The sequence below is a fragment of the Haemophilus haemolyticus genome, assembly GCF_003352385.1.
GTDB lineage: Bacteria > Pseudomonadota > Gammaproteobacteria > Enterobacterales > Pasteurellaceae > Haemophilus > Haemophilus haemolyticus_I.
In genome coordinates, this window is the sequence record NZ_CP031243.1 from 157,391 (window position 1) to 171,040 (window position 13,650).

11 protein-coding genes and 1 pseudogene are annotated in these 13,650 nt (G+C 39.2%); 2 read left to right on the forward strand and 10 right to left on the reverse strand.

Features of this window, described 5'->3' with window-relative positions:
• Window positions 1-193 precede the first annotated feature (193 nt).
• Window positions 194-298: pseudogene (locus tag DV428_RS09810) on the forward strand (IS3 family transposase); the annotation flags it as partial.
• 50 nt (window positions 299-348) lie between these two features.
• Here DV428_RS09810 and mutS read toward each other — a convergent pair.
• The 9 genes from mutS to truD form a co-directional block, all read right to left on the reverse strand.
• A complete protein-coding gene (gene mutS / locus DV428_RS00855) occupies window positions 349-2,934 on the reverse strand; it encodes a DNA mismatch repair protein MutS (RefSeq protein WP_114908348.1) in 2,586 nt (861 codons plus the stop codon).
• Window positions 2,935-3,068: 134 nt separating this feature from the next.
• Window positions 3,069-4,304, reverse strand: coding sequence for an aromatic amino acid transporter (locus DV428_RS00860; RefSeq protein ID WP_114908349.1), 1,236 nt, complete (start codon window positions 4,302-4,304; stop codon window positions 3,069-3,071).
• 83 nt (window positions 4,305-4,387) lie between these two features.
• On the reverse strand, window positions 4,388-5,806 hold the full coding sequence (gene tnaA, locus DV428_RS00865) for a tryptophanase (protein WP_114908350.1): 1,419 nt from the start codon (window positions 5,804-5,806) through the stop codon (window positions 4,388-4,390).
• An 87-nt stretch (window positions 5,807-5,893) separates the two neighbouring features.
• Complete coding sequence (gene tnaC, locus DV428_RS09815) at window positions 5,894-5,974, reverse strand: tryptophanase leader peptide (RefSeq protein ID WP_080565571.1); 81 nt, start codon at window positions 5,972-5,974, stop codon at window positions 5,894-5,896.
• A gap of 200 nt (window positions 5,975-6,174) precedes the next feature.
• The gene (nlpD, locus tag DV428_RS00875; RefSeq protein ID WP_114908351.1) at window positions 6,175-7,488 is read right to left on the reverse strand and encodes a murein hydrolase activator NlpD; all 1,314 of its coding nucleotides are present in this window, start codon (window positions 7,486-7,488) and stop codon (window positions 6,175-6,177) included.
• Window positions 7,489-7,511: 23 nt separating this feature from the next.
• Complete coding sequence (locus DV428_RS00880) at window positions 7,512-7,697, reverse strand: hypothetical protein (RefSeq protein ID WP_114908352.1); 186 nt, start codon at window positions 7,695-7,697, stop codon at window positions 7,512-7,514.
• An 8-nt stretch (window positions 7,698-7,705) separates the two neighbouring features.
• Entirely contained in the window at window positions 7,706-8,284 is a 579-nt protein-coding gene (locus DV428_RS00885; RefSeq protein ID WP_114908353.1) for a YqaA family protein, read from the reverse strand.
• A gap of 29 nt (window positions 8,285-8,313) precedes the next feature.
• On the reverse strand, window positions 8,314-9,054 hold the full coding sequence (surE, locus tag DV428_RS00890) for a 5'/3'-nucleotidase SurE (RefSeq protein ID WP_114908354.1): 741 nt from the start codon (window positions 9,052-9,054) through the stop codon (window positions 8,314-8,316).
• A gap of 9 nt (window positions 9,055-9,063) precedes the next feature.
• Entirely contained in the window at window positions 9,064-10,083 is a 1,020-nt protein-coding gene (gene truD / locus DV428_RS00895) for a tRNA pseudouridine(13) synthase TruD (protein WP_114908355.1), read from the reverse strand.
• A 108-nt stretch (window positions 10,084-10,191) separates the two neighbouring features.
• On the opposite strand from truD, the gene rraB reads away from it, so the two are divergent.
• Window positions 10,192-10,608 carry a ribonuclease E inhibitor RraB gene (rraB, locus tag DV428_RS00900; RefSeq protein WP_114908356.1) on the forward strand — a complete coding sequence of 139 codons (417 nt, stop codon included), beginning with the start codon at window positions 10,192-10,194 and terminating at the stop codon, window positions 10,606-10,608.
• A gap of 66 nt (window positions 10,609-10,674) precedes the next feature.
• Here the strand turns inward: rraB and DV428_RS00905 are convergent, their stop codons facing one another.
• The gene (locus DV428_RS00905) at window positions 10,675-13,650 is read right to left on the reverse strand and encodes a type III restriction-modification system endonuclease (protein WP_114908357.1); all 2,976 of its coding nucleotides are present in this window, start codon (window positions 13,648-13,650) and stop codon (window positions 10,675-10,677) included.

Here is a 13,650-nt window from a genome sequence, read left to right on the forward strand (position 1 = left end):
CCACTCCCAATTGGTATTATCACGTGAAGTGAGTTCATAACGTAAAACTATCAGATTTTTAGTCCAATAATGCCATGGTGCAGATATCATAAAAAAACGGATTAATATAACCTTCCTATTTTTGACAACATGGATAGTACAGGAGCCAGCAAAGAACAAAACAACTTAAATAAAGCGAAACATTTTACATTCAGACCAAAGCTGTAAGGATTACTTGGATTACTATAATCACCGACGGATTCAACTAAAATTAAAAGGACTGAGTCCGATACAATATCGAAAACAATCCTTTAAATAAAGGTCTAACTTTTTGGGGTCAGATCAATTTCACCGCACTTTTATATGATGTTATCCCACCATTTTCTTTAACTGATACAAATATGCCAAGGCTTGTTTAGGGCTTAAATCATCGGGATCCAGTTTTTCAATAGCCTCTCTTAGTGCATCCGTTTCTTGTTCAAAGAATAATTCACCTTGAGTGTGATTGGCTTCACGCAATGCCTGAATTTGCTGATCGGCTGAATGGTCTGATGTTTTTTCTAATTGTGTCAATTTCTGTTTTGCCAGTTTAATAACAGATTGTGGCACGCCTGCTAAAGCCGCAACTGCCAAACCATAACTTTTACTTGCTGCGCCATCTTGTACGGCATGCATAAAGGCGATGGTATTGTTATGCTCAAGGGCATCTAAGTGAATATTGGCGATGCCTTCTAGCTGTTCCGGCAATGCAGTTAATTCAAAATAATGGGTGGCAAATAATGTAAGTGAGCGGATTTTTTTGGCTAACCATTCTGCACAAGCCCAAGCTAAGGATAAGCCATCATAAGTGGATGTGCCGCGTCCAATTTCATCAATAAGCACGAGACTTTGCGCAGTGGCTTGATGAAGAATATTTGCCATTTCAGTCATTTCCACCATAAAGGTTGAACGCCCTGAAGCTAAATCATCAGACGCACCAATTCGAGTAAAAATACGATCAATCGGCCCAATTCGCGCGCTGTCTGCTGGTACAAAGCTGCCGATATACGCCAGCAATGTAATTAATGCGGTTTGGCGCATATAAGTACTTTTACCGCCCATATTTGGCCCTGTGATAACTAATAAATGACGATTGTGATTGAGTTCCACTGGGTTGGCGATGAAAGGATCTTTTAATACTTGTTCCACGACAGGATGACGACCATTTTCAATTTTCACACTTACTTCATCACAGAATGTTGGCATCACGTAATTAAGGGTATCAGCGCACTCGGCAAGATTAACCAATACATCCAATTCAGAAAGTGCGAGGCTCGCCAGTTGTAACGCGCCTAAGTGTGGTAATAATAAATCAAATAATTCATCGTAAAGCTGCTTTTCTAATGCTAACGCTGCGCCTTTCGATTTCAGCACTTTGTCTTCATATTCTTTGAGTTCAGGAATAATGTAACGCTCTGCATTTTTCAGGGTTTGACGGCGAACATAATGAATTGGCGCTTTATGCGCTTGGCCTTGGCTAATTTGAATGTAATAACCATGCACTGCATTAAAACCGATTTTTAACGTATCAATTCCTGTGCTTTCACGCTCACGTTTTTCGAGATTTTCTAAATATTGAGTTGCGCCATCAGACAACATACGCCATTCGTCCAACTCGGCGTGGTAACCTTCAGCAATCACGCCACCATCCCGAATTAAAAGCGGAGGTGTTTCAATCAATGCACGCTGCAATAAATCGCACTGCTCGCTGAAATCGGCAATTTGGCTGAAAAGTGCGGTTAAAAATGGCGGTGTTTTTTGTTGCACAATCGTGCGTAATTCTGGAATTTGTTCTAACGCCGTGCGCAAGCGAGTAAGATCGCGAGGACGCGCTGAACGTAGCGCCACACGCGCTAAAATACGCTCCATATCACCGACTAATTGCAAATAAGGTTGGAGTTCATCAACCAAATCAAAATTCAGAATTTCCGCAATCGCTTGTTGGCGTTGTTTTAATTTTTCCACATCACGAATAGGCTGATGAATCCAACGTTTCAATAAGCGACTGCCCATTGGCGTAACGCATTTATCCAATACAGACGCTAGCGTATTTTCTGTGCCACCCGCAAGGTTTTGCGTCAATTCAAGATTTCTGCGAGTGGCGGCATCTAACTGAATGCAGTCTTGATTTTGAATCAAACTAATGCTTTGAATATGTGGCAATGCGGTACGTTGGGTTTCTTTTGCATATTGCAATAAACAACCTGCCGCACTTAAGCCTAGAGGGGATTTTTCCACACCAAAGGCGCGTAAATCTTTTGTGCCAAATTGGCGATTTAGTAACGTAATGGCAGTGCTAAGTTCAAACTCCCAAATCGGGCGACGGCGTAATCCCTTGCAATGTTCAATTGCAGCCATTTCATTAAATTCTTCACAATACAGCAATTCTACGGGGGCAATACGTTGCAATTCCGCACGTAATGTTTCTTTATCTGCAGGTTCACAAAGCTGAAAACGGCCAGAGGTCATATCTAAAGTGGCTAATCCAAATTTTTCTTTCTCTTGATATACTGCTGCAATCAGATTATCTTGGCGCTCTGGCAAAAGCGCCTCATCACTTACCGTACCGGGTGTAACAATTCGCACAATTTGGCGTTCTACTGGTCCTTTGCTTGCGGTAGGATCGCCAATCTGTTCGCAAATCGCCACAGATTCGCCTAACTGCACTAATTTTGCTAAATAGCCTTCCACTGCATGATAAGGCACTCCTGCCATTGGAATGGGTTGCCCTGCAGATTGACCTCGTTTCGTCAAAGAAATATCCAACAATGCCGCTGCTTTTTTCGCATCGTCATAAAACAACTCGTAAAAATCCCCCATGCGATAAAATAACAAAATATCTGGATTCTCTGCTTTGAGTTTTAGATATTGTTGCATCATTGGCGTATGTTGTTGGAAACTTTCTTCGGAAATCATCTAATTACCTGCTTTGAAACTGAATAAAGATAGGTTTTGTGGCAGCTATTTTAGGTGCCGAAAGGGGAAAAAGCTAGATAAAAAAAGAACGGTGAAAATTTGTTGAGATTTTTCACCGCTCTTGAGGTTGGTATTTATCCTTTAAAGACAGGCAAATAGTCAAACATTGCTAGAAAATGGAAAATAGCCACAAAAACACCAAATAATGCAATGAAGATTATTAATCCATTTCCACCAAAAACTCGGAATGTTGTTGCTGCTGCATTTATTTTGCGAGATTTATAAGCAAGAAGTGCGGGAATTATGCAAGTCCAAATTGTCGCTACTGCGCCGGCATATCCAATGGCTTTTAAGAAACCCAATGGAAATAAAATTGACATAATTAGTGGAGGTAGAAAAGTCACAGCCCATGACTTTGTTCGTCCAATTTTACAATTATCAAATTTAAAGAAATCAGCCAAATAATCAAATACCCCTAATCCTACGCCAATAAAAGATGACAAAATTGCGGCAATGGAAAAGGCATTAATCATTTGTTTAACCGTGTTAGATTCTATTACCCCACCTAAAGCATTGAGTAATATATCTAGATTGCCATCACTAGCTATTACTGGTGCAAATTGATCGCGAGGTAAATTTCCAAAAATTGAAAAAATCCAAAGTAAATAAAGCGTAAGAGCAATTGCTGTTCCACCTAAAATGGCATATTTAGCTTTTTTCTCTTCCCCATAGTAGGCTCGCATCGTACAAACAGAATGATGGTAACCGAAAGATGTTAACGCAACAGGAAACATTCCTACCGCATATTTTGCATAGTTTGTATCTTTTCCACCAATATCTAATAAAGTATCTAAACTAATATTAGTTGCTAATCCATAAGTACTAAAAATAAAAGTAAACCCCATGAATACAATCAATAAAACAGATATTCTGTCTACAATGCGAGTGGAATGCCAAACAAAGAAGGAAAAGACTAATACAAATACAGTGGAACAAATTGCCAATGTAGATGAACCAAAATCAATCCACGGTTTAATAAGGTTTTCTAGTATACCGCCAGATGCAGTGGTATAAGCATAAAGTAAAATACCCCCGACAAAATACACAGCAAGATTATTAATAGAATTGATAGTTGAACCGAGCATATCTTTAGTTACGGTACTAAATGATGCTCTTAAATCATAAGTAGAATAGGCCTCAAGTAATAACCAGCCTGATAATGTCATGATTATCATCGTTAAGCAAATTGCTAATGCTGACCATATTGTCCAAGCTCCAGCACCAGATGTTGGTAAACCAAGCATTCCAGCTCCGACGCAAACACTAGCAATAATACAGGCACCACCAAAAATGGAAGGTTGTTTTTTCATAGAACATCCTTATCAATAACAAATTATTGAGTTAGCTGTTGATAAAAAAATGCAGTTCAAAATGAACTGCATTTTTCGTGATATTATTCAACTTCTTTTAAACGTGCCGTAAAGTGGCGGAGAACTTTTGGTTCATAAGTAAAGGTTAAACCCTTAATATTCTCTGCATTTTCTTTCACTTTTTGGAACGCCTCAATAATGAAATCCATATGAGTTTGCGTATAAGTTGCACGTGGTACAGTTAAGCGTAAAAGCTCTGCTGGACATGGTAGTTGTTTACCAGTCTTCGGATCTCGTCCTAATAAAAATGAGCCAATTTCTACCGCTCTTATACCTGCAACTTTATAAAGTTCGCAAGAAAGTGCTTGTGCTGGGAATTGGTCGGCTGGAATATGTGGTAATAATTTACCCGCATCTACGAACGCTGCGTGGCCACCTGGTTGTTGACAAGGCACACCAATTTTTTCTAAGCCTGCAACCAAATATTCAATTTGCGCGATACGATAAGCCAGCCATTCTTGGCGCATACCATCATGTAAGCCAACAGCCAAGCGTTCCATTGCCCCCCCTTCTAAACCACCATAAGTAGGGAACCCTTCTTGCACAACACAAAGCGTTCTACATTCGTGATAGACTTCCTCCATTGATTTATCTTTAAACGCTAAAATACCACCCATTGGCACCATCGCATCTTTTTTGGCGGACATCGCTAAACCATCAGCATATCGATAACTTTCGTAAGTAATTTGTTCAATAGTCCAGTCTTTATAAGCTTCTTCACGTTGTTGAACAAAATAGGCGTTTTCTGCAAAACGAGCTGAATCCATGATGACTGGAATATCGTATTTACGCGCAATTTCATACATGCCTTTTAAATTTGCAATAGAAACTGGCTGACCTCCCGCAGAGTTACAAGTAATGGTACATACAATGTAAGGTACATTATGTGCTCCCACTTCTTGAATGCCTTTTTCTAATTTTTCTAAATCGAAATTACCCTTAAATGGATGTTTTGCTGTTGTATCAAATGCCTCTTTTATATAAACATTACGAACCGTTGCCCCATTAATTTGGCTATGTCCTTGTGTGGTATCAAAGAAATAGTTAGAGAAAACCACTATTTTGCTGCGTTCTAAACCTTTCTCACGTTCACGTTTAGCAATCAATACCGGAATATAAATTTGTTCAGCACCACGGCCTTGGTGAGTAGGGATTGTATATTCATAACCAAAAATATCTTTCACTGCTTTAGCTAGCGCATAATAACTGCGACTGCCACTATAGGCTTCATCACCACGTAACATTGCAGCCTGCATATCTTGTGTAACAGCACCAGTACCGCTATCTGTGAGCAAGTCAATGAAAATATCTTCACTATCCAATAAAAATGGATTCATGCCTGATTTTAAGATCGCTTGTTCACGATACTCACGAGTAGTTCTTTTTACTGGTTCAATAACACGAATGCGGAAAGGTTCAGGTAAATGTTTAAAATTTTCCATAGCAAAATCCCCAAAAATTAATTTGCTTAGTTTAAATAAAAAATTATTTTCTAAAATGAAAACACTTTGATGGTTAATGAGAAAGGATTAAAGAATTATGGGAAAATAAAAAGATAATCTTGGATCAACAAGAACCCAAGTTTGGTTAGGAGAGAGCAAGTTGAGCATATTAAACTCCTTTTAAGAGAAGAGAAACTTAATAAAACTTAACACTAACTTCTAACTACGAAGCATTATCAGAATAATATAAAATATAACATTGTCATCTATTATTTTTTTATTTTGTGATATGTCTCACAGAATATTTTTAATAAAAAAAGAGCGGTGAAAATTTGTTGAGATTTTTCACCGCTCTTTTTAGAGGAAGATTAATGTCTTGGGAGGTAACGTACAGGATCCACTGATTTACCTTTATAGCGAATTTCAAAGTGGAGTTTCACAGTATTTGTACCAGAGCTACCCATTTTTGCGATTTCTTGACCAGCTTTGACTTCTTGTTGATCGGTTACAAGAATTTTGTCGTTATGCGCATAAGCACTTAAGAAATCATCATTATGTTTGATGATGATTAAATTACCGTAACCACGTAAAGCATTGCCAGCATACACTACGCGACCTGATGCAGCCGCTTTTACCGCTTGTCCACGAGAGCCACTAATATCAATCCCTTTATTTCCGCCATCAGTATTGGAGAAACCCTGAATGATATTACCTGAAGTCGGCCATTGCCATGCAACATTCGATGCGATTGGCGCAACAACATTGGCATTAATCGGTGTGCTATTGGTGTTCTCTACTGGTGTTGTTGGTACTGATGGTGTTGTCGCAGGGGCAACTGGTGTTGTCGCAACTGGTACCATTGCTGGTGTGCTATTCGCTACACCTGCTCCAGATTTAATTGGGCCAATGATTGTGCCATCAGATCCCATTTGCGTACCATTTGCACCTGGCGTATAGGTGACTGCAGGTTCTGCTGGCGCAGTCGGTGCAGCCGCAGTTGTTGTCGTTGCTGCCGCAGCAGGTTGTTTTACAGGAACCGTTGTTGTCACTGTTTTTGTGCCACAATTAGAGATTTTTAAAGTTTGACCTAGGCTCAAGCTATAAGGCTCTGTCATGTTGTTCAATGCTGCTAATTCTTTTACATCAATCCCCGCCAAGTAAGCGATTAAGAACATGGTATCGCCTTTGTTTACTTTATAGGTATTGCCTTTGTAAGAGCCTTTTTCAATTTGGCTATAATCTGGTGCATTAGTATTGGGATTGCGTGGAACATTAATATGTTGCGAACCTACGCAATCAGAAACTGTTTTAGTGATTGTTTTTGTTTGCACAGCTGGCGCTGGAGCTTGTGTTGGCGCTGCTGGTTTTTGAACTGGCTGAAACGCTGGCTGTGCAGGTTTGAATGCCGGTTGAGCAGGCGCTGCTGGCATGGCAGGCTGTTGATAGGTTGGTTGGAAATTTGGCTGTGGTGTTTGCACGCCTGTTGGAATACCACCCATTGGTGGTACCGTGTTTTTTTGAATTTCAGGTTGCCAAGAACCGCCCGTGCTCTCACCATTTACAGGTTGCATAATACCAGGTGAAAGCGTGTTATCTGCATTGGTAATTGGCGCAGGAGAATTAGAGGTACAAGCTGATAATACAACAATACTTAAAGGGAGTAAGAGAAACGATTTTTTCATAGTAATTCCTTATTGTTCCTTTATTATTTCATTTGTGCTGGCATTGTGTTTTTTTGAATTTCTGGCATAAAACTACCGCCAGCAACGGCACCTGTGCCTTCTACAGGTTGCATAATGCCATTTGGTAATGCATCTGGATCTTTAACTGGTTCAGATGCACATCCAACTAATGCTAATCCAGTCATTAAAATAAGACCTAATTTATTCATTTTTTATCCTAGTTTTTCAATATAAAGTAAGCAATGACAGCCAGTGCCACCACTGACCAACCAATAATTTCAATAGATTTTCGCAATTTTGCTGAGAATTTTTCACCGCCCCATGCGGCTAATTTTGCCACCAGCAAGAAACGAGCTAAACGTGAAACAAATGCGGTAATGGCAAAAGGGAAAAATGCCATTTGCATCACGCCAGAGCAGAGAGTAAATACCTTGTAAGGAATTGGGCTAAAACCCGCCACAAACACAACTAATACGCCCCATTGCTCAAACCAACTGATGGCTTTTACCCAATGCGCACCATATCCCCATTGTTGTACAATGTTTTCCACCCAATCCGTTGCATAATAACCAATTGCGTAACCAATCACTCCACCGATGACAGAAGCAATTGCTGTATAAAATGCAAATTTCACCGCACTTTTCGGCTTTGACATAGACATTGGGATCAACATCACATCGGGCGGAATAGGAAAAAATATTGCCTCGATAAAACTTACAAAAGAGAGCCAAAAAGTAGCAAAACGATGTTTTGACCATTCCATCGTCTTATCATACATCGCGCCGAAAATTTTCATATTTATTCTCTATTTGCTAACACAAGCCATTATTCCTGCGCTAACCAATCTTGTAAAGCCAAAAGTGAGTGATGTGCAGTAAGATCTGCCTGAATTGGCGTGATAGACACATAACCATTTTTCACCGCATGGAAATCTGTTCCCTCGCTTTCATCTTCGGGTAATGCTGAAGGGCCAATCCAATAAATGGTTTCATCACGAGGATCTTTTTGCTTAATCACTTCTGTTGAGGATGCACGATAACCCAAACGACATACCTTGTAGCCTTTTAATTCCTCAAAAGGTAAGTCTGGTACATTGATGTTAATCACTTCACGAGGGTTTAATAATTGATGATGTAATTTTGGAATGAGATCACACACCACTCGTGCCGCTGTTTCATAATGCTGACGACCATCTAACGAAACCGCAATAGCGGGCAAACCTAAATGACGACCTTCAAGTGCTGCCGCCAAAGTGCCAGAATAAATCGTATCATCGCCCATATTACAACCCGCATTAATGCCTGACACAACCAAATCAACTTGACCAGATAAAAATCCATTTAACGCTAAATGTACACAATCTGCTGGTGTGCCGTTCACACAATAATCGCCACTGTCTAAATGGCGTGGGCGCAGTGGCTCCACTAATGTGAGCGAGCTTGATGCCGCACTTCGATTACGATCGGGGGCAACAACAATGACTTCGGCAATTTTTCTTAATTCTGTTGCTAAAACTTGAATGCCTTCCGCATGAAAACCGTCATCATTACTGACTAAAATTCGCATTGTACTTCCTTATGCTTCTGTATAATTTACTAACTCACGAACTAATGCCGTGGCATAACTGCCCGCTGGCAAATAAAATTTTAAACTCAAGCCTTCTGGCTCAAATGCCCAAGAAAACCCTTTTGCTTTCATCAATAATGGGCGACGTGCTGCCTTCATTCTTTCTTGTTTCATTAAAGGATCGAAAGCTGAATGTCGGCTCACAATTTCATTTTCAATATCACTTGCCACCAAAGCATCTTCACCAATTAAAGGAGCAGTGAGTAAAATATCTTGATTTTCTAACCGCACTTGCAAGGCATTTAAATCTTCTTTTTCATCTGCTTTAAACCAACTGTGCGAACCTGATAATTGCACAATATCGTTTGGCAAAACTTGATTTGTTGCGCCCTTTACAATACGCGCAGCCACAACTAGATTAAAAATTTCACTGCGCGCGGCGGAAAGATAAAAACTGCGTTTTTTGCGATCTTTTACCTTGATTTCCCCTTGCGCCCAACGCAATGCTTGCGTGAGGTTATGTCCATCCCGACCAAAACGTTGTTCCGTAAAATAATTGGGGAAACCAAAATTTGCTACAAAATCTAACCGCGCTTTAAGCTCATCAGATTCTTCTGCACCGCGTAATAAAATATCGAAATAATTTCCCTCAAGGCTACCCGTGCGAATTTTTCGATTATGTCGAGTAACCGTTAAAATCTCTACGCCATCTAATTCAAATTGACTGAAATCGGGCGTTTCCATTCCTGGCATTTGCAAGCAAAACCATTGTTCTGTCACTGCTCGACGATCTTTCAACCCCGCATATCCCATATTGCGTTCAGAAACACCCGCAAATTTAGCTAATTTTTCGCCAACAAATAAGGTGTTACAATCTGTTTTGCGTACATACAACGCAACAAACTCTCCATCGCCTGATATTTCATAGCCCAAATGCTCTTTTACAATAAAATCCGCACATTCAGCCTTTAAAAGTGCGGTGGTTTTTGGCGGTGTTTTTAATGCCAAATAAGGGAGTTGTTCGAGCATAGTTAAGGGCTCTTTTTTATAGAAAATAATTGTGCGAAATTCTATGCGACTTTTCGTGATTTATCCACTAAAATAACCGCACTTTTGTTCTTGTTGAAGGATTTTATTATGTCAAAATTGGCTGAGTTACAAGCAGAAACCCGTGAAATTATCGCTGATTTACTTAACGATGGTAGTGACCCGGATGCGCTTTACATTATTGAGCATCATATTGCTCATCACGATTTTGATTTGTTAGAAAAAATCGCTGTAGATGCGTTTAAAGCCGGTTATGAAGTGTCCGAAGCGGAAGAATTTGAAGATGATGACGGAAAACCTATTTTCTGCTTTGACATTATCAGTGAAGTAGAATTAAAAGCGGAGATTATTGATGCGCAACAAAAAGAAATACTTCCGTTATTAGAAAAATACAAAGGCATTTATGATGGTTGGGGAACTTATTTTGAAGACCCAAATGCCGATGACGATGAATACGGTGACGATGGGGAATTTTTTGATGATGAAGAAGAACCTCGTGTACATTAATTATTCTTTTTAACCGCACTTAATAAGTGCGGTTATTTTTTAGGTATGAGAAAAACAAACTACTCATCATTGTTGCTGTGCATTTTTTATCACATTCACAATTTCATCTTTCTCAAATTGGGTTTTGAACACAATTTTCGTATCCGATGCAACGAGATTAAACAATTTTTCTGCGTGTTTAATTTTTTGCTGCTCTTCCGAACGTAAAGATTGATCGTCTGGTACATTTTTGCTTTCTACAATCAAATTCAACGTGTCGCCCGAGCTTGTTTTTATAATATAAGCAAAATCGGGCGAGTATGTACCGCCGCCTGCCACAGGGATTTTGATGGAATTTTTGGGAATTTTGGTGAACACAATCACTTCTTTTACTTGATTTTTCGTGATGTTTGCGTGTTCCAATTCACTATCAAAAAACACACTTTCAAACAAAAATTCAGCCAATGGACTACCCGAATCAAACTGTGTGCCTAAATCCGAAGCATTCACTTCTGCCAACGCCTTGCCTTGATTATCCGTAAATTTTGTTGGGTGAACACTGCCACCCACACGGCTAAATCCTACTTCAAACGCATTAAAGGAATTGAGCAATAACCAGCGGTCAAACCCTGCTTTTATCGTGTGAATCGTGCGTTCATTCAGGAATTTTGAAATCTCCAACACATCACGAAGCGAAAAAAATGCCTTGTGCAAAGTCTGCATTTGAATCAAAGCCGTTTGCGATAATTTCAATAAAAACTCACGATAATTCAGCGTATTAATCGGTTCAAAAACTTCATCATTCAGGCTTCTTGTTTCAGTGGCAGACAATAAACCATTATCCACACGAATTTTATTTTGTACGGTGCGTATGCCGGTTGCCGTAAATTTATCCGCATTTTCTTTCAGATAACGGATAAACAAACTCAAAAATTCATCTTCATCTTTGATTTTGTATTGCAACAAGGCTTTTTGGTTAATCGCTTCCCATAAGGATTTTAATTCATCATATTTAGCGATACGCATTTTGACTTTTTCAACTTTTTCGCCTGAACGTTTGATTTTTCCATCTTTCAGGCTGCCTGAACTTTCAAAGGCTTTTGGGAATAATTTTTTCGTTTCAGCAAAGCCATTTTCCAAAAAGACATCATCGTCATCGGTTAAATCTGCCAATTGATTGCGAATCTGTTTCTTACTGAGATCAGGATAAGCCGTCTGAATTTTCTTAATTAATTCATCAGTTAAAGCCATAAAAACAATCGGTTTTACCACCGCACTATTCACTTCATCAGTTAATTTTTTAACGAAATCCGTTTCGCTATTATCCACAAAATAATTCAAGAAAAAGGCGTGATCTTTTACTCTTGCCATATATTCATTTACAGGTAAACGTAAGCCACGACCGACTTCCTGCAATTTGCTCGTTTCAGAGCCACTAGAACGCAATTTGCAAATTTGAAACACATTAGGATTGTCCCAACCCTCTCGCAACGTCCATTTGGAAAACACAAAACGACGTGGATTAGCAAGCGATAACAAGGTTTCTTTATCGTGCAAAATTTCATTTACTTCTTGCTCAATTTTGTCGTCTTTATCGCTGTTATCCTGCGAAAAATAGCCACCGTGAGTTTTGGCAATATCGTTTAATGCCGTTTGCCAATATTGGCGTAGAAATTCATCATTTTCTGTTTGCAAACGATGTTCTAATTCCGCTTTTACCATTTGCTCAAAAATGGTTTTCAGACCGCCTGAAAGTTGATTTTTCTCATCACGATAGCCTGCAATATCATCAATGAAAAATAATGTGAGAGGTTTAATCCGTCCACCATTTCTCGTAAGCAATTCTTTTTCCAAGACAAAATGCTCTCTAATCGCTTGTCGCATCATTTTATCCCGCACAGTATCGCTGTATGAATACGGATTGATGGTATCGCCTTTTTTCAACTCAATACCATTGCTCAACACCAGCACGCTTTTATTCATTTCAGACACAAACAAATCGCTAATGGCTTGATGAATATGGTTTAAATTTTCGCCTTTACTTAACTTAAATTCTTGTTTATCTAAAATAAACGTCGCTTCTTTGCCGTCTAAATCAATCAGTTTAATCCGCTCGCCATTATCGCCGTCAATTTGTTCAGTAAACGCACGAATGCCTTTTACTAAATCATCATTAAACGCATCAATCGCACTTAATCGATAAAGTAAGTTTTCATATTTTTGTATGGTTAATTTAACAATTTTTCCTTGTTCATTTTTAACATTTTTGCCGTTTTCATCTTTTTTATTTACTTCAACACTAGGGAATGTTGCCCCATATCGCAAGATAAATTGAGCATTAAATTTTTGTATGTTTTGCCAAGTAACGCCATTTTTATCAAACTTATGCGGTTCATCAATAATCACAAAGGGATTAGTTGAAGCCAAGGCCTCAAAGGGCACAGAAAACTTATCTTTAATCAAACGGCTGCCGTCATTGCCCTTATCTTTTCCCGCCATTGTATCAGAGTTGATCATACCTGCATTAATCAATAAGACGTGGATTTTCTGCTTATCTTCCGCCCCCACAAAACGCACAATTTCAGAGGGCATAAAGGCTTTTTTTGCTTTGTTTTTTTGGCTTTCTACTACATACAATTCAATTTCTGTTTCGCCATATTGCCCTGCAAAATCCTTGCGAAAATGTTCTGCAAGCGACGCGCTTTGCAAAAAGTTTTTCGTTCCAGCTTTAATGGAAATAGTGGGTACAACCACGATAAATTTAAACACACCCAGCACACGATTGAGCTCAAACATCGTTTTTGTGTAGGTATAAGTTTTGCCTGTCCCCGTTTCCATTGAAATATCAAGCACATTGCTATGAGATAACGCTATATCGCCCACGTTATTGGCTTGTTGGATTTTTTGCAAATTATCCGTTTTCAGGTCGCCTGCAAATTCAATTAAGGGATTTTCATCTGTTTGCACATTTTTATTTAAATGTACACGGTCAAACACTGCCAAAACGGATTCAATCGCTCGCTCTTGATGGGGCAAATTTTTTTCGTAAGTAAAACCTGCCAT